Origin of the sequence: Streptomyces gamaensis, from assembly GCF_042656465.1 — a bacterium.
Classification (GTDB): domain Bacteria; phylum Actinomycetota; class Actinomycetes; order Streptomycetales; family Streptomycetaceae; genus Streptomyces; species Streptomyces gamaensis.
The window spans coordinates 55267-70997 of sequence record NZ_JBHSPB010000026.1 but is presented as its reverse complement, the minus strand read 5'-3'; the positions used below and the strand labels follow the sequence as shown (position 1 = coordinate 70997).

At 74.6% G+C, this 15731-nt stretch carries 14 protein-coding genes and 2 pseudogenes; 7 read left to right on the top strand and 9 right to left on the bottom strand.

The window, feature by feature from the left end:
• The first annotated feature begins 177 nt into the window (after window positions 1-177).
• Window positions 178-975: a PE-PGRS family protein gene (locus ACFP1Z_RS29665; protein ID WP_390320791.1), complete on the top strand. Its 798-nt coding sequence runs from the start codon at window positions 178-180 to the stop codon at window positions 973-975.
• A 181-nt stretch (window positions 976-1156) separates the two neighbouring features.
• Here the strand turns inward: ACFP1Z_RS29665 and ACFP1Z_RS29660 are convergent, their stop codons facing one another.
• Window positions 1157-1390, bottom strand: a complete 234-nt coding sequence (locus tag ACFP1Z_RS29660) for a zf-HC2 domain-containing protein (RefSeq protein WP_390320790.1) — start codon at window positions 1388-1390, stop codon at window positions 1157-1159.
• Between ACFP1Z_RS29660 and ACFP1Z_RS29655 the strand changes: the two genes are divergently transcribed.
• The gene (locus ACFP1Z_RS29655; protein ID WP_390320789.1) at window positions 1389-1976 is read left to right on the top strand and encodes a sigma-70 family RNA polymerase sigma factor; all 588 of its coding nucleotides are present in this window, start codon (window positions 1389-1391) and stop codon (window positions 1974-1976) included. The genes ACFP1Z_RS29660 and ACFP1Z_RS29655 overlap by 2 nt on opposite strands.
• A 90-nt stretch (window positions 1977-2066) precedes the next feature.
• Here ACFP1Z_RS29655 and ACFP1Z_RS29650 read toward each other — a convergent pair whose 3' ends face one another.
• The 3 genes from ACFP1Z_RS29650 to ACFP1Z_RS29640 are packed head-to-tail and all read right to left on the bottom strand — an operon-like array spanning window position 2067 to window position 5676.
• The gene (locus ACFP1Z_RS29650) at window positions 2067-2549 is read right to left on the bottom strand and encodes a copper chaperone PCu(A)C (RefSeq protein ID WP_390320788.1); all 483 of its coding nucleotides are present in this window, start codon (window positions 2547-2549) and stop codon (window positions 2067-2069) included.
• Window positions 2549-5440, bottom strand: a complete 2892-nt coding sequence (locus ACFP1Z_RS29645; protein WP_390320787.1) for an HAD-IC family P-type ATPase — start codon at window positions 5438-5440, stop codon at window positions 2549-2551. The genes ACFP1Z_RS29650 and ACFP1Z_RS29645 overlap by 1 nt, the downstream gene beginning before the upstream one ends.
• Window positions 5437-5676 carry a hypothetical protein gene (locus tag ACFP1Z_RS29640; RefSeq protein ID WP_390320786.1) on the bottom strand — a complete coding sequence of 80 codons (240 nt, stop codon included), beginning with the start codon at window positions 5674-5676 and terminating at the stop codon, window positions 5437-5439. The genes ACFP1Z_RS29645 and ACFP1Z_RS29640 overlap by 4 nt, the downstream gene beginning before the upstream one ends.
• A 221-nt stretch (window positions 5677-5897) precedes the next feature.
• On the opposite strand from ACFP1Z_RS29640, the gene ACFP1Z_RS29635 reads away from it, so the two are divergent.
• Window positions 5898-7145 carry a cytochrome P450 family protein gene (locus ACFP1Z_RS29635; RefSeq protein ID WP_390320785.1) on the top strand — a complete coding sequence of 416 codons (1248 nt, stop codon included), beginning with the start codon at window positions 5898-5900 and terminating at the stop codon, window positions 7143-7145.
• Window positions 7146-7153: 8 nt separating this feature from the next.
• Window positions 7154-8083, top strand: coding sequence for an L-tyrosine/L-tryptophan isonitrile synthase family protein (locus ACFP1Z_RS29630; protein ID WP_390320784.1), 930 nt, complete (start codon window positions 7154-7156; stop codon window positions 8081-8083).
• On the opposite strand, the gene ACFP1Z_RS29625 is transcribed toward ACFP1Z_RS29630, so the two are convergent.
• The 5 genes and pseudogenes from ACFP1Z_RS29625 to dhaL form a co-directional block, all read right to left on the bottom strand.
• Entirely contained in the window at window positions 8076-8879 is an 804-nt protein-coding gene (locus ACFP1Z_RS29625) for an ABC transporter ATP-binding protein (RefSeq protein ID WP_390320783.1), read from the bottom strand. The genes ACFP1Z_RS29630 and ACFP1Z_RS29625 overlap by 8 nt on opposite strands.
• A 5-nt stretch (window positions 8880-8884) precedes the next feature.
• Entirely contained in the window at window positions 8885-9949 is a 1065-nt protein-coding gene (locus tag ACFP1Z_RS29620; RefSeq protein ID WP_390320782.1) for a FecCD family ABC transporter permease, read from the bottom strand.
• Entirely contained in the window at window positions 9950-11011 is a 1062-nt protein-coding gene (locus tag ACFP1Z_RS29615) for an ABC transporter substrate-binding protein (RefSeq protein WP_390320781.1), read from the bottom strand.
• A gap of 162 nt (window positions 11012-11173) precedes the next feature.
• Window positions 11174-11650 (bottom strand): PTS-dependent dihydroxyacetone kinase phosphotransferase subunit DhaM, encoded by a 477-nt coding sequence (locus ACFP1Z_RS29610; RefSeq protein WP_390320810.1) that lies wholly within the window; start codon window positions 11648-11650, stop codon window positions 11174-11176.
• A gap of 12 nt (window positions 11651-11662) precedes the next feature.
• Window positions 11663-12295 (bottom strand): annotated as a pseudogene (gene dhaL / locus ACFP1Z_RS29605) (dihydroxyacetone kinase subunit DhaL); the annotation flags it as partial.
• A 267-nt stretch (window positions 12296-12562) separates the two neighbouring features.
• Between dhaL and ACFP1Z_RS29600 the strand changes: the two are divergent.
• The 3 genes and pseudogenes from ACFP1Z_RS29600 to ACFP1Z_RS29590 form a co-directional block, all read left to right on the top strand.
• A pseudogene (locus ACFP1Z_RS29600) lies at window positions 12563-12880 on the top strand (IS607 family transposase); the annotation flags it as partial.
• Window positions 12877-14097: an RNA-guided endonuclease InsQ/TnpB family protein gene (locus ACFP1Z_RS29595; protein ID WP_390320780.1), complete on the top strand. Its 1221-nt coding sequence runs from the start codon at window positions 12877-12879 to the stop codon at window positions 14095-14097. The pseudogene ACFP1Z_RS29600 and the gene ACFP1Z_RS29595, both read left to right, overlap by 4 nt.
• Before the next feature lie 425 nt (window positions 14098-14522).
• Complete coding sequence (locus tag ACFP1Z_RS29590; protein ID WP_390320779.1) at window positions 14523-15695, top strand: acyl-CoA dehydrogenase family protein; 1173 nt, start codon at window positions 14523-14525, stop codon at window positions 15693-15695.
• Window positions 15696-15731 lie beyond the last annotated feature (36 nt).

Sequence of the window (15731 nt, the reverse complement as noted above, 5' to 3'; positions counted from 1 at the left end):
CCACTGGAGCGACGGGACCCGGGCCGTCGGTCTTTCCCCCGAGCCGGCGGCCCACCGCCTCGCACCGCCGGGCGGACGGTGCGGGGCGGACCCATGCGCCCGAGCGGGCGGTCGTACGGGTCCCGCGGCCCACCCCGCCGTCGCGCCGCGCGGCGCGGGTGCAACGATGTCCCCGTCATGAGAGCAGGGCAGCCGTACCAGGGACCCCGGGCGCTGCGAGCCGCGGTGTTCGCAGTGGTCTGCGTGCTGCTCGCCGCCCTGGGCCACGCGGTGATGTCCGCGACGACGGTTCCCTGGTGGGCCGTCGCCGTCGCGCTGACGGTCACCGGCAGCGGGGCGTGGGCGGCGGCCGGCCGCGAGCGCGGGCCGCTGCTGATCACCCTCGCCACGGTCGGCGCCCAGACGGGGCTGCACTTCTTCTTCGCCTTCGCGCAGGACGTCGCGCAGAACGCCGCCGCCAACGCGGCACGCCTGGTGGCGGGCGCGGGCGGTGGTTCCGGGATGCCCGCGCACGACGCGACGGGCATGGCGGGCATGCCGGGCATGTCGGCGGGCGCGATGTCCGGGCACGCCGGCCACGCGGCGGGCTCCCTGGCCACGGGCGGGATGCCCGACGCCGCCGCCTCCCTGGACGCCGCCTCCGGCCACGCCGCGCACGCCATGCACTCCATGGGCTCGATGGCCATGCACCACGGCCACGGCGCGCTCGGCATGTGGTCCGCGCACGTCCTCGTCGCCGCCGTCTGCGGCATCTGGCTCTCCGGCGGCGAGCAGGCCGCCTTCCGGCTGGCCCGCACCCTGCGCACACGGCTGTTCCGGCCGCTGCTCGTCCTCTTCCGGGACGTACCGCCCCGTGCCCGGCCGCCGCGCCTGCGCGCCGACCGGTCACGCGCCGCGCAGCGGCTGCGGCAGCTGCTGTACGCCCATGTCCTCGCCCGGCGTGGTCCGCCGGCGCGGGCCGTCGTCGTCGGCTGACGACGGACGGCCGCACCCGCGCCGATCACGTCACCGGGCCCGCCCGCACTCCGGGCCGCCCGGACTCCAGGAAGGACCCAGGGCGATGACCCCTGCCCGCATCCCGGTCGTGCCCGTACGGCACGCCCGCGCACTCATTCCACCCACCGCGCCCGCGCGCCGTCCGCGCCGCGCGAGGACCTCAGTCCAGGCCGGCGGCGAGCAGCCGCAGCCGGCGCGCCCGCTCGCCCCAGTCACGGCACTCGGCGCACCCGCGCAGGTGCGCCTCGACCGCCGCGGCGGTCACCCCGGGCGGCGGCTCCTCGCCGTCGATCCGGGCGGACAGGGCGGTACGGACATCCACGCAGTGCACCCCGCCATGGTCCCCGGCCGCGCCACTGTCGCGCACACCGGCCCCCGCGCGGGGGTCCGCCATGCGTGACGACGAGACGGTGACCGCCTGGGCGCTGGCCGCCCGCGGCGGGGACGCGGACGCCGTGGACCGCTTCATCCGCGCCACGCAGAACGACGTCCGCCGCTATGTCGCCCGGCTCAGCGGCGACCCGCAGGGCGCGGACGACCTGCTGCAGGAGACGTATCTGCGGGCCCTGAACGGCCTGCCGCGCTTCGAGGGCCGCTCCTCGGCCCGGACCTGGCTGCTGTCGATCGCCCGCCGCACCGTCGTGGACCGGCTGCGCCGCAACGCCGCCCGGCCCCGGCTGTCGGACACCGACGACTGGCAGTCGGCGGTGGAGCGCACCCAGCCCGCCGAACTGCCGGGCTTCGACGAGGGCGTGGCCCTCTCCCAGCTGCTCGACCGGCTGCCCTGCGAGCGGCGCGAGGCGTTCGTACTGACCCAGCTGCTGGGACTGCCCTACGCCGAGGCCGCGCTCGTCACCGGCTGCCCGGTCGGCACGGTGCGCTCGCGCGTGGCGCGGGCCCGCGAATCGCTCATCGGCCAGCTGCGCACGGCCGAACGCGACGCGGCGGCGGCCCGCATACGGGTGCCGGTGGCCGCGTAGCGCGGGGCCGGGGACGGACAACGGGCCGGGCAGCCGGGGCGGTTGGCCCCGGCTGCCCGGCCCGTGGCACTGCGGCGCCCCGGAGCGCCCTCAGCCCGACGTGCCGGGCCGCACCACCAGCGCCTCCGTACGGACCGTCCCGCTGTCGCGGAAACGCAGGACGAGCGGGAGGCGCTCACCCACGCGCAGCGGCGGCGGGGCGGTGACCATGATGTCCAGCCCGTGCGGGGACATCTCCAGCGTGCCGCCGGCGGGGACGGGCGCGGAGGCGACCATCGTCATGGTGCTCGCGCTCCTCCGGGTGACCGTGCGGCTGAGCATCGCACCGCGCGCCGACGGCACGTCCACGCCCAGGAGTTCGTCGTCCGCGTCCCCGGTGTTGCGCAGCCGGACGAACGCGGCCGTGTCGTCGCCGCCGAACGGGAGCAGGACGCGCGCGTCCTCCACCGTCACCGTCGGCGGACGCACCGCCGCGCCCGAGGCCGTCCAGGCGGTCAGCCCGCCCAGGGCCACCGCGCCGGCGAGAGCGGGCACGAGGGCCGCGCGCGCGGCCCTGATCACCGACTGCTTCATCACACCTCACCTCGCCGGACCGGCCGCCGCCTGCCGTGCTGCCGGGCCGCCGGGCGCGGGTCCCAGCCGCGCAGCCGCAGGCTGTTGCCCACCACCAGTACCGAGCTGACCGACATCGCGGCCGCCGCGAACATCGGGCTCAGCAGGCCGACGGCCGCCAGCGGCAGCGTCACCAGGTTGTAGCCGAACGCCCAGGCCAGATTGGCGCGTACGGTCGCCGACGTACGGCGGGCCAGGCGCACCGCCTCCGCGAGCGCGCCCATGTCCTCGCGGACCAGCGTGACATCGGCCGCGCCGATGGCCGCGTCCGTGCCGCCGCCCATCGCGATGCCCAGGTCCGCGCCGGCCAGCGCGGCCGTGTCGTTCACGCCGTCACCGATGACGGCGACCCGGCGGCCCCGCTCGCGCAGCTCGCGCACGAGCGCCGCCTTGTCCTCGGGGGTGGCCCGCGCGTGGACCTCGGCGATGCCGAGCTCCGCCGCGACCGCGCGGGCCGCGCCCTCCCCGTCGCCGGTGGCCAGCACGGGCCGCAGCCCGAGCCGCTTGAGGTGGTCGACCGCGCGGTACGCGCCGGGGCGCACGGTGTCCCCGAGGACGAGCACGGCCTCGTTCACGCCGTCGACGCGCAGCAGCACGGCGGTACGGCCGTCCCGCTCCGCGTCGCCCACCGCCGCGGCCAGCTCCGCAGGCAGCCCGCCGGGAGCCCCGGACCGCTGCGAAGTCCGCTTCCGCGCAGGGGACTTGACGTCCGGGCGGACGACCTCCACGCGCCGCCCCTCGACCGTACCGGCCACGCCGTGCCCGGCCGTGGCCCGGAAATCCGTGACACCGGGCAGCTCCGCGGCGGTCGTTTCCGGCCCGGCCCCGGAACACCGCGGACTCCGCACCCCGGCAAGGGACTGCGCACCCGTCGGGCCGACTTCCGCCTGCCGCCCCCCGGCGGCCGGGTTCTGCTCGGCCCCGGCGGTGCCGGCCATGTCCTGCTCGGCCCCGGTTGTGCCCGCGCGGTCCTGCTCGGTTCCGGCTGTACCCGCCGTGTCCTGCCCCGTCCTGGCCGTACCCGCCATGTCCTGCTCGGCCCCGGCCGTACGCGCCGCGTCCTGCCCCGTCCCGGCCGTGCTGGCCAGGTTCTGCCCGGCCTCGGCCGAACCGGCCGTGTTCTGCCCCGTTCCGGCCGTGCCCGCACGGTTCTGCTCGGCCCCGGCTGTACCCGCCGTGTCCTGCCTCGTCCCGGCGGTGCCGACCAGGTTCTGCTCGGCCCTGGCTGTCCCCGCCGTGTCCTGCCCCGTCCCGGCCGTGCCGGTCCGGTTCTGCTCGGTCCTGGCCGTACCGGCCGCGTCCTGTTCGGCCCCGGCCGTACCGGCTACGTCCCGCCCCGTCCCAGCCGTACCCGCCACGTCCTGCCGGGCCCGCTCGCACACCGCGCGGCCCACCGGGTGCTCCGAGCCGGCCTCTACCGCGGCGGCCAGTCGCAGTGCCTCCCGCTCGTCCGGGCCGCCGGGCCGGGTCGCGATGCCGGTTACCGTCATCGAACCCGTCGTGAGCGTGCCCGTCTTGTCGAGGACGACCGTGTCCACGCGCCGCAGCCCCTCCAGTGCCTGCGGGCCGCTGACCAGGATGCCCAGGCCCGCACCCCGGCCGGTCGCGGCCAGTAGCGCGGTCGGTGTGGCCAGGCCCAGGGCGCACGGGCAGGCGACCACGAGCACCGCGACGGCCGCCGTGACCGCCGCCTGGGAGGTCGCGCCCGCGCCCAGCCAGAAGCCGAGCACGGTGACGGCGACCGCGAGCACCGCCGGGACGAACACCCCGGCGATCGCGTCCGCGACCCGCTGCACCCGTGCCTTCCCGGCCTGCGCCTCCTCCACCAGCCGGGCGATCCGGGCGAGTTGCGTGTCGGCGCCGACCGCCGTGGCCCGTACCTCCAGCAGGCCGCCGGAGTTGACGGCGCCGCCGACGACCGCCGTGCCGGGCCCGGCCTCCACCGGGGCGCTCTCGCCCGTGACCAGCGACAGGTCCAGCGCCGAGGTGCCGGCGACGACGACGCCGTCGGTCGCCACCCGCTCCCCGGGCCGCACCATGAACCGGTCCCCGGCCCGCAACTCCGCGACGGGCACCCGGCGTTCGCCGCCGTCGGCACCCCTGACGAGGACGTCCTTGGCTGCCAGCGAGGCCAGCGCGCGCAGCGCCGAACCCGTGCCGTGCCGCGCCCGCGCCTCCAGCAGCCGCCCGAGCAGCACGAACAGCGGCACGCCCACGACCGCTTCGAGATACACGTCGGCGGTGCCGCCCCCCATGGACGGCAGCAGCTCGAACGGCATCCGCATGCCCGGCCGGCCCGCGCCGCCGAAGCACAGCGCGTACGCCGACCACGCGTAGGAGGCCAGCACGCCCAGCGAGACGAGCGTGTCCATGGTCGCCGTCGCGCCCCGCAGCCCGCGCAGCGCCTTGTCGTGGAACGGCCACGCGCCCCACACCGCCACCGGCGTGGCCAGCGCGAAGCACACCCACTGCCAGTAGTCGAACTGCAGGGCCGGAACCATCGAGACCACGAGCACCGGCACCGACAGCACGGCCGTGACCAGCAGCCGCACGAGCGCGGCCCGCGAGGTGGCCTCCGCCCCCTCCTCCGGCTCCCCGCCGCGCTCCGGCTCGGGCAGCGCGGCCGTGAAGCCCGCGCCCTCCACCACCGCCATCAGCTCGGCAGCGCTCACCCGCGCCGGGTGGCTGACCCGGGCCCGGCCCGTGGCCAGGTTCACGCTCGCGCTCACCCCCGGCACCCGGCCGAGCTTCTTCTCCACGCGCGCCACGCACGCCGCACAGGTCATGCCGCCGACGAGGAGCTCGGTCGTGGCCGTGTCCACGGACTCCGCCGCGGTGTCCGTGGCGGTCATCGCCGCACCGCCCGCGGGCCCGGGGCCCCCATGTCGTGCATACCGTCCATCCCGCTCATCCCGCCCATGCCGCCGCCGGAACCACCGGAGCCGGAACCGCCGGGGGAGCGGTGGATGCCGGGCGCGGCAGGACCGGCCGCCGCCCCGGCCGCGTACGCGATGCCGAACAGGGCCGCCAGGAGCAGGACGAAACCGAGCAGGGGTCCGTACGGTCCGAGGGGTTGACGTGCGCTCATCGCCGCATCGTGACACGGCGCGCCCCGCGCCGAGGCGCCTTCGCCCGCTCCCCGGCACGTGAGGATTATCCCTTTCGCGTGCGGGAACCAGCGGGCCCGCCCGGCCGACTACCCAGAGATCACGGACCGGCGCGCGGGCCGCGCCGCCGTGAACTCCCGGGAACCCGGCGCCCGTTCCGTACGACTTCCTCAGGGTCCACCAGCCGTGAGGAGAGTTCCCCGTGAAGCCGTCCGAGCCGATCCCGCTGTCCGGAACCGCCTACAAGCGGGATCCCTACCCGCTGTACGCGCAGCTGCGCGAGGCCGGGCCCGTGCACCGGGTGCGCTTCCCCAGCGGGGTCACCGCCTGGCTGGTCACCGGTCACGAAGCCGCCCGGCAGACCCTCGCCGACCCGCGCCTGGGCAAGAACCACGCGCTCGGCAACGACGGCTGGCGCGCCCGCGCCTCGATCATGCCCGAGCCGCAGCACTCCCAGCTCCAGGTCCATCTGCTGCACCAGGACCCGCCGAAGCACACCCGCATGCGCCGGCTGATCACCGACGCCTTCGCGCCCCGCCGCGTCGAGGCCCTGCGGCCACGCCTGACGGAACTGGCGGACGCACTCCTCGACGCCCTGCCCGAGGACGCCCGCCGGGCCGACCTCGTCGCCTGCTTCGCGGCCCGCTTCCCCTTCCAGGCGCTCGCCGAGGTCATCGGACTGCCCCCGTACCTGGCGGACCGTTTCCGCCGCGAGTGGGGCAGGGTCGTCGCACCCGTCGGCCCCGCCGACCCCGGCCGGGCGGCCTACGAGGCGCTGCTGCGCGAACTCCAGGGCTACATCGCCGAGGTCGTCGCCGACCGGCGCGCCCACCCCGGGGACGGACTCCTCAGCCGGCTGGTCGCCGCCCGCGACGCGGACGAACTGACCCAGGAGGAGCTGGACTCCATGGTCTTCCAGCTGCTCGTGGCCGGACAGGAGCCCGTCACCAACCAGATCACCACCGCCCTCGTGGCCCTCGCCCGCCACCCGCGGGCGCTGGAGCGGCTGTGCGCCGAACCGGAGCTGATGCCGGCGGCCGTCGAGGAACTCCTGCGCTACGACGCAGCCTTCGAGCTGACCACCTGGCGCTTCCTCGCCGAGGACGCCGACCTGCACGGGCGGCGCGTCCCGGCCGGGGACTCCGTGATCGTCTCGCTGTGCGCCGCCAACCGCGACCCGGAGCGCTTCCCCGACCCCGACACCCTCGACCTCGACCGCGCCGACGGCTCCCACCTCGCCTTCGGCCACGGCATCCACTTCTGCCCCGGCGCCGCCCTCGCCCGTATCGAGCTCCAGGTCGCCCTGCGCGCCCTGCTGGCCCGGCTGCCCGGACTGCGCCTGGCCGTCCCCGAGGACGAACTGCCGTGGATACCGGCCGTCCTCGGCCGCGGCGTGAGCGAACTGCCCGTCGCCTTCGACACCCCCGTCTGCCCCGTCTCCCCCAGGTGAACACCCCCGTGCCGCACTCCGCGACCCTGACCCGCACCCCCGTGGCCGCCCGCGTCCTGGGCCTGCTGCTGCCCTACCACCGCACCACCGGGCCCGCCCGTCCGGACCCCGCCGACCACCCCGAACAGCTGCGCCGGATACAGCGGTTCACCGACGCCGGCGAGCCCGTCGTCCTGACCCTGCCGGGCTTCCCCTGCAAGTCCCCCAACCCCGCCAAGGTCCTCGGCCGCCTCCCCGACGAGGGCGAACGGCTCTCGCTGCGCTTCCTGGACCGCCTGTGCGCCCGCATCGGCGAGATCTACGAGCCCGGGGCCCGCATGGTCATCTGCTCCGACGGCCACATCTTCGGCGACCTCATCGGCGTCCCCGACGCGCACATCGACGCCTACGGGGACGCACTGCGCGCCCTCCTCCGGAAGGAAGGGCTGAGCCGGCTGTCCACCTTCGACCTGCGCGAGGTCCACGGGGAGGCGGACTACGACACCAAACGCGCCCGCGTCGTCGCCCGGTACGCGCCCACCGAGGACCGGCTGCGCGCCGCCGTCCGCGAGGACGAGCAGACCCGACGGCTCTACCTCGGCATCACCCGCTTCCTCGTCGAGGACACCGCCGGCTTCCCCGGCACCCGCTCCGCCCTCCAGCGCGACTGCAAGCGGCGCGCCTACGGCGTCATGGCCCGCAGCCGCGCCTGGGGCGAGCTGATCGCCGAGCACCATCCGCGCGCGGTGCGGCTGTCCATCCACCCGCAGCCCGCCGGATCGCGGAAGTTCGGGATACGCCTGCTGGAGTCCACCGACGCCTGGGCCACGCCCTGGCACACGGCGGTCCTCCAGCGGCCCGACGGCACCGCCGAGCTGCGGCGGCGCAGCGACGCCGAAAGGCTGGGACGGCTCGTGCTGCGCGACGGCCGCCCCAGCCACTACGCCGCGTTCAGCTGACGGCGGCGTCCTGCGCGACCGGTGCGACCGGCGCCCGGTGGTCGAAAGCGATCAACGGGTCGCCGGTCAGCGGGTGTTCGACCACCGCCGCCCGCACCCCGAAGACCTCCGCCAGCAGCCCGGGCGTGAGGACCTCACGCGGAGTCCCCGACGCCACCACCGCGCCCTCGTGCAGCACGTGCAGCCGGTCGCACAGCGAGGCCGCCGCGTTCAGATCGTGCAGCGACAGCAGCGTCGTGCGCCCCATGTCCCGCAGCAGGGCCAGCAGTTCCACCTGGTGGCGCACGTCCAGATGGTTCGTCGGCTCGTCCAGCACCAGCACCTTCGGGTCCTGCGCCAGCGCCCGCGCCAGCAGCACCCGCTGCCGCTCGCCGCCCGACAGCGCGGAGAACCGGCGCCCGGCGGCCCCCGCCATGCCCACCCGCGCCAGCGCCGCCTCCACCAGCTCGGCGTCCGCCCGGTCCTCGCCCGCGAACGCCCGCTTGTAGGGGGTACGGCCCATGGCGACGACCGCGCGCACCGACAGCTCGAAGTCGCTGCCGCGTTCCTGCGGCAGGGCCGCGACCCGGCGCGCCGACTCGGCGGCCGTCAGCGTCCGGATGTCCGTACCGTCCAGCAGCACCCGCCCGGCATGCGGGCGCAGATACCGGTAGACGGTGCGCAGCACGGTCGACTTGCCACTGCCGTTCGGCCCGACCAGCCCCGCGATCTCCCCCTCCTCGGCGACCAGACCGATCCCCGAGACCACCGTCCGCCCGGACAGGGCGACTTCGAGATCCTCGACGGCGACACGCATCGCGGCTATCCCCTCTCCAGACGCCGGTCCAGCAGATACAACAGCGTCGGCGCGCCGATCAGCGCGGTCACCACACCCACCGGCAGCTCCTGGTCCGGCAGGGCCGTACGGGCCACCAGATCCACCACGACCAGCAGGACGGCACCGAACAGCGCGGCCACCGGCAGCAGACGGCGGTGCGCGCCGCCCACCACCATCCGGCACACGTGCGGCACCATCAGCCCCACGAAACCGATCGCCCCCGACACCGACACCAGCACCCCGGTCAGCACGCTCGTCACCACGAACAGCTCCCGCCGCAGCCGTGTCACCTCCACGCCGAGCCCGGCCGCGGTCTCGTCGCCCAGCAGCATCGCGTCCAGCGCCCTCGCCCGGCCCAGCAGCACCAGCAGCCCCAGGACGACGGCCGCGGCGGGCACCGCCAGCGTCGCCCACTGCGCGCCGCCGAGCGAGCCCATCAGCCAGAACAGCACCCCGTGGGTCTGCTGCTCGTCCCCGGCCCGCAGCACCAGATAGTGGGTGAAGCCGGACAGGAACTGGCCGATGCCCACCCCCGCCAGCACCAGCCGCAACGGCGAGAACCCCCCGCCGCGCCGGGCCAGCGTCCACACCAGCGCGAAGGACAGCAGCGCCCCGGCGAACGCCGCCGTGGACAGCCCGAGTCCGAGCAGTCCGCCCGTGCCCGCCCCGAGCACGATCGCCGCGACCGCGCCCAGCGACGCCCCGCTGGAGATCCCCAGCAGATAGGGGTCCGCGAGCGGATTGCGGACCAGGGCCTGCACGGCCGTGCCGACCAGCCCCAGGCCCGCGCCCACCACGGCCGCCAGCAGCGCGCGCGGCACCCGCAGCTGCCACACGATCAGGTCGTGCGTGCCCGGCGCGGGCCGCGCGCCGCGCAGCCCCCGGGACACCGCCGACCACACCTCGCCGAGCGGTACGCCCGACGAGCCCAGACACACGGACGCGACGAGCGCGGCCAGCAGGGCCGCGCCCAGCACCGCGCCGGCCCAGCCGGCCCGCACGCCCGCGCCACGCTCCCGCCCCCCGGCGGCCGCGGTCAGGGCCGCCATCTACTTGACCAGGTCCGGGTGGAGGGTGTGCGCGATCTCGCGGACGGTGTCCGCGCTGCGCACCCCGCCGATGGTGGTGCGCTCGGAGCCGACCTTGAGGAAGCGGCCCTCCTTGACGGCCGGCAGGTCCTTCGTCGCGGGGAAGGACTTCAGGAACTGCGCGGCCTCGTCGAAGGCCTTGTCGTTCGCCTCCTGGCTGCCCCGGTTGCGTACGCCCAGCTGGATCCAGTCCGGGTTCTTCGCCACCACGTCCTCCCAGCCCACGGGCTTGAAGTCGCCGTCGCAGCCGGCGAAGACGTTCCGCGCCCCCGCCTGCGTGATCACCGCGTTGGCGACCTGCCGGTTGCACACCGCCATCGGCTGCTTGGTGCCGGCGTCGTAGTCGAAGAAGAAGTACGACGGCCGCTTGTCCTGCGGCACGCCCTTGAGCGCCTCGCCCACCGCGCCGGTCTTCTGCCGCATCTGCGCGACCAGTTCGCCGGCCCGCTCCGAGGTGCCGGTGATCCTCCCGAGCTCCTCGATGTCCGCCTCGACGCCGGACAGGTCCGTACGCGGGCCCTTGGCCATCGCGGCGCACGCCGTCGACTTCAGGTACACGTGCTTGATGCCGGCCGCCTCGAACTCCTGGGGCGTGGGCGCGTCGACGGCCTTGCCCATGTTCTTCATCGAGGAGAACGCGTCGATGTACACGTCCGCGCCCGAGCCCAGCAGCTTCTCCTTGGGGATCGTCATCCTCCCCAGCACCGGCACCTTCGCCGCCTGCTCCGCGAACTGCTGCGGCAGCGTGCCCTTGCCGGGCGGGAAGCCGGTGCCCACGACCTTGTCGCCCGCGCCCAGCCACAGCAGCAGTTCCAGGCTCGCCGCGTTACTGGTGACGATCTTCTTCGGCGCCGCGTCGAAGGTCGTTTTCGCGCCCATGCAGTCGGCCACGCTCACCGGGAAACCGGCGGCGGCCGCCCCGGACTCCGTCCCCCCGGCCTTCCCCGCCCCACCGCCGGAGCCGCAGGCCGTCGCCGACAGGGCCACAGCGGCCAGCAGACCGCACCACACACGAGGGCGCATCAGAAAACACTCCAAGACTCGACGTACGCACCGGGCCCGCCGCTGCGGGCCCGGACCAGGTAGTCGGACGACGCGCCCGCCGGGTTCCCGGCTGTCGTGAAGTGCTTGTCGTGACGTGTCCGTCGTGAAGTCCTGATGTGACGGCCGTCACCGGCCGTACGGCTACGGGAGCTTGCGGTACGCGCGCGCGTCCTCCGCCGCCGCGAGGACCGCGCCCACCTCGCCGCCCGCCGTCGCCGTGACCAGGGCGCCCACCGCGCCCTCCACGAACGGGGCGTCCGCGACGCGTACGTCCGCGTCCGCGCCGAATCCGTGCGCGGCGTCGGCGAGCAGCGCCTTGACCGTCAGGACCGCGCTGCCCATGTCGCACAGCACCACGACGCCCCTGCCCTGGTCGGCCTCGGCGACGGCGCGGCGGACGAGGTCCGCGCTCGTGCCCACCGCGCCGTCCGGCAGGCCGCCCGCCGGGGCGACCGGCGCCGGGTCGTCGGTGCCGGTGAGCGCCCTGGCCAGCGCGGCCGTCGCGCGGGCCACGTCGCGGCTGTGCGAGACGAGGACGACCCCGACCCGGCCCGCCGGCTCCGGGGCCGGCTCCCGGGCCGGCTCCGGGGCCTCCTCCTGCGGCGGGACCGCGCACAGTTCGGGGTCCGTCGCCTCGTACAGCGCGGTGACCAGCAGGGCGGAGGAGGCGGCGCCCGGGTCCTCGTGGCCGATGCTGCGCTCGCCGAGGTAGCTGGCGCGGCCGCGCCGGGCCCGCAGCGGAACCGTCGCCTCCGCGCCCGCGCGCGCGGCCCGCGCCGCCGCGTCCAGCGCCGCCACCACGCCGCCCTCCGGCAGGGCCTCGGCGTAGGCGTCGGCCGCCGGCTGCAGCGCGTCGACCATGGTCTTGTCGCCGGGCGCGGAGTCGCCCAGGCGCCGTACGCTCGCGACCGCCGCCGCCAGGGCGCGCCCCAGCGTCGCCGGTTCGACGACCGCCTCCTCGCCCAGCAGCTTGCCCATGCGCCGCAGCACCGTCCCGTACAGCGGACCGGACGCCCCGCCCACCGTGTTCGTCAGCCGCTCCCCGGCGGCGGTCAGCAACGCCCCGGGCGTGGCGGGGGGTTCGTCCTCGACGGCCCGGGCGACGGCGGTGAACCCGCGCTTGAGGTTCACCCCGTGGTCGGCGTCGCCGATCGCCGCGTCCAGCTCCGTCAGGCGCGGGGCGGCGGCGGTCAGGACCCGCGTGGCACGGTCCAGGAAGCGGCGGAAGAAGTCCAGGTCGAGCGGGACGTGCGGGGCGGGCATGCGGGCAACTCCTCGTCGCGGGTGCGGGATCGGCCCCGCTCAGCGTAGTCGCCACCGATCAGGCGCCTGTACGCTTCGGTACTGCCAGGCGGCCTTCTGCACGCCGCCGGATGGCCACTGGCTCCGCAGGCGAATGACGCCGTAAAGGCTATTCGGCCTCAACTGTCCTGCCTTTCAGGTAGGTTCGTGTTCATGGCGGCGGGATCGAAGTCGGAGGACCCGGGACACGTCCGGTACACCTACCGGCTTCGCGCACCGAATGGTGTCCGCGTCCTCTCCGAAGTCGGCTCCGCGCTCGACGGTGCTCGCCCGAGGTGGGAGCGGCTCCTCGGCGACCCCGGGGTGTCCGCGATCGTAGTGGAGCACCGGCACTGGGTGGCCCGGTTCGGTGTGGAGTACACCGAGGCCGTGCTGTCAGTGCAGGGCCGTACCGTGTGCGTCGTGGACGAAGAAGGCGAAGTGCGAGACGACTTGGTGCGCGGCATGACCGACGTGCCCACCTCGTTCTGTGCCCGCCTGTACGGGAAACGCGCTGCCCGCAACCGGGCGAAGAAGGCCCTTGCGGCAGCGCAGGAGAACGCATGAGCCACAAGCAGGGGATCCGCTTCGAACTTGCCCCCGACGATGAGCAGGTTGTGTTGATGGGGCGTCACTGCGGACTGTCGCGGGCGGTGGAGAACTTCTGCCTGGAGACCGTCCGGAAGAAGTGGTCCCAGCGCAAGGCGGAAGAGTCCTACGGCATCACCGGCGACGATCTGACGAAGGTGCCCTGGTCCGCGCCCGCACTCGAACGCGAGTGGCGGGCCGCTCATCCAGAGCGCTACCCGTGGTTCACCGAGGGCGGGATGTCCTCCCGCGTGCCCAAAGAGGCGTGCCGGGTGCGGGCGGCCGGGTTCTCCAACTACCTCAAGTCGAAGAAAGGCGAACGCAAGGGCGCCCGGATGGGCTTCCCGAAGTGGCGCAAACGCAAGCATGGCTCCCGCTTCCGCTACGACGCCGACCGCGCCAGACCGCTCGACTCCCGCACCGTGCGCCTGCCCGCCATCGGAGACGTGCACGTCCGGGAGGACATGTCCTGGCTCACCGACCGCATGGAGAACGGGTCGGCACGGATACTCGGTGCCACCGTGCGGGAGCGGGCCGGACGCTGGTGGATCTCCTTCCAGGTCGAGGTTGACCGGAGCGACATCAACAAGCGCCACCAGGTCTCCGATGACGCCCGGAAATGCGGCATCGACTTGGGCCTGAAGACTTTCGCCGTCGTCAAGAACAGCGACGGCACGAAGGAGGAGATCCACGCCCCCAAGCCGCTCAAGGCCGCACAGCGTGCACTGAAACGCGCCAACCGCAAGCTCGCCCGGAGCGCTGAGGGTTCCAGGAACCGCGCCAAAGCCAGGTGGCGCGTCGGTCGGCTCCACCTTCGGGTAGCCGACCGGCGCCGGGACTTCCTGCACCAGACCACAACTAGGCTGACGAGAACCAAGTCGGCCATCGCCGTGGAGACCCTGCACGTCAAGGGCATGGTCAAAAACCGCAGGCTCGCCCGCGCCGTCAGTGATGCCGGATTCGGTGAGTTCGTGCGCCAGCTCGACTACAAGGCCGACTGGTACGGCTCCCGCGTCTGGAAGGCCGACCGCTGGTTCCCCTCGTCCAAGTCATGCGGAGACTGTGGACGGATCAACCGCGCCCTGGTCCTCGCCGACCGCGTCTGGGTGTGCCCCGGCTGCGGGGTCCTGCACGACCGGGACGAGAACGCAGCCGACAACCTTCTTACGGCGATGCTCGCCGACATGGACGCCTGACATCGGAACCCTCGCCGGGAAGTTCCCCGGAGAGGAAAAACGCCTCGTGGAGACCCATGTAAGACCTCACTCTGCGGAGTTGGCAGCGGTCGATGAAGCAGGAAGAGACTCAGCGAGAGAATCGCTGAGAATCACGCAATGGACACGACGGCAGTCGATTGGCATGAACGCGGTGAACTTGAGGGAACGCTAGAAGCGCCACGGGGCAGCGTCAATGGTTTGGACCAATCTCCCCCAACATCCCTAGAGGGTTTGTCAACCAGTGACGTCCGGCCGCCGATCGGGCATACTCCAAGCCGCCACAGCCGCAGGTCAACCAGGTGCCGAGACCCGGCGGGAGATCATTGCGCTGGGCATCACCGACGGCGGCCGCCACACCCCGCGCGGACTGCCGCCGCACGCCCGACAGGGAGGAGAGCGCCGCCATGACCGACCACGGCCCGCAGCCGGTGGAGCGAGAGCTGCCCACCGAGGAGGCCCGCGATCTGCTCGAACTCGTCCGCGACCTGGTCCGCCGGGAGATCGAGCCGGAGGCGGCCGCGCAGGAGGAGGCCGGGCTCTTCCCGCGCGAGCTGTTCCGGCTGCTGTCCTCCTCCGGACTGCTCGCGCTGCCCTACGCCGAGGAGTTCGGCGGCGGCGCCCAGCCGTACGCGGTCTACCTTCAGGTCCTGGAGGAACTCGCCGCCGCCCGGCTGACGGTGGGGCTCGGCGTCAGCGTGCACACCCTCGCCTGCCACGCGCTCGCCGGCTACGGCACCAAGGCCCAGCAGAGCGAGCACCTGCCCGCGATGCTCGGCGGCGGACTCCTCGGCGCCTACTGCCTCTCCGAGCCGAGCGCGGGCTCCGACGCCGCCTCCCTGCGCACCCGCGCGACCCGCTCCGGGGACGAGTGGGTCCTGGAGGGCACCAAGGCGTGGATCACCCACGGCGGCATCGCGGACTTCTACACCGTCATGGCCCGCACGGGCGACGAGGGCGCCCACGGCATCACCGCGTTCCTCGTCCCCGGCGACGCCCCCGGGCTCGAAGCCGCGCCCCCCGAGCGCAAGATGGGCATGAAGGGCTCGCCCACCGCCCAACTGCACTTCGACGGCGTACGGATCCCCGACGAACGGCGCGTCGGCGAGGTCGGCCAGGGCTTCGCCATCGCCCTCGACGCCCTGGACTCCGGCCGGCTCGGCATCTCCGCCTGCGCCGTCGGCCTCGCCCAGGCCGCCCTCGACGAGGCGCTCGCCTACACCGCCGAACGGCGCCAGTTCGGCCGCCCGCTCGCCGACTTCCAGGGCCTGCGCTTCATGCTCGCCGACATGGCCACCCAGATCGAGGCCGGCCGCGCCCTCTACCTCGCCGCCGCCCGGCTGCGCGACGCGGGCAGGCCCTTCTCCCGACAGGCCGCCATGGCCAAGCTGTTCTGCACCGACGCCGCGATGCGCGTGACCACCGACGCCGTACAACTCCTCGGCGGCTACGGCTACACCGCGGACTTCCCCGTCGAACGCTACATGCGCGAGGCGAAGATGCTGCAGATCGTCGAGGGCACCAACCAGATCCAGCGGCTCGTCGTCGCCCGGCACCTCATGGGCCCCGAGTCCCACTGACGCACCGCGTCGCGTCGCGCTGCCCGTCCGGCCCGG

Coding starts and splice junctions, on each gene's coding strand:
- ACFP1Z_RS29590 (WP_390320779.1), top strand. CDS start 14,523: ATGACCGACCACGGCCCGCAGCCGGTGGAGCGAGAGCTGCCCACCGAG.
- ACFP1Z_RS29645 (WP_390320787.1), bottom strand. CDS start 5,440: ATGACCGCCACGGACACCGCGGCGGAGTCCGTGGACACGGCCACGACC.
- ACFP1Z_RS29640 (WP_390320786.1), bottom strand. CDS start 5,676: ATGAGCGCACGTCAACCCCTCGGACCGTACGGACCCCTGCTCGGTTTC.
- ACFP1Z_RS29615 (WP_390320781.1), bottom strand. CDS start 11,011: ATGCGCCCTCGTGTGTGGTGCGGTCTGCTGGCCGCTGTGGCCCTGTCG.
- ACFP1Z_RS29665 (WP_390320791.1), top strand. CDS start 178: ATGAGAGCAGGGCAGCCGTACCAGGGACCCCGGGCGCTGCGAGCCGCG.
- ACFP1Z_RS29660 (WP_390320790.1), bottom strand. CDS start 1,390: ATGGCGGACCCCCGCGCGGGGGCCGGTGTGCGCGACAGTGGCGCGGCC.
- ACFP1Z_RS29650 (WP_390320788.1), bottom strand. CDS start 2,549: ATGAAGCAGTCGGTGATCAGGGCCGCGCGCGCGGCCCTCGTGCCCGCT.
- ACFP1Z_RS29595 (WP_390320780.1), top strand. CDS start 12,877: ATGAGCCACAAGCAGGGGATCCGCTTCGAACTTGCCCCCGACGATGAG.
- ACFP1Z_RS29655 (WP_390320789.1), top strand. CDS start 1,389: ATGCGTGACGACGAGACGGTGACCGCCTGGGCGCTGGCCGCCCGCGGC.
- ACFP1Z_RS29620 (WP_390320782.1), bottom strand. CDS start 9,949: ATGGCGGCCCTGACCGCGGCCGCCGGGGGGCGGGAGCGTGGCGCGGGC.
- ACFP1Z_RS29625 (WP_390320783.1), bottom strand. CDS start 8,879: ATGCGTGTCGCCGTCGAGGATCTCGAAGTCGCCCTGTCCGGGCGGACG.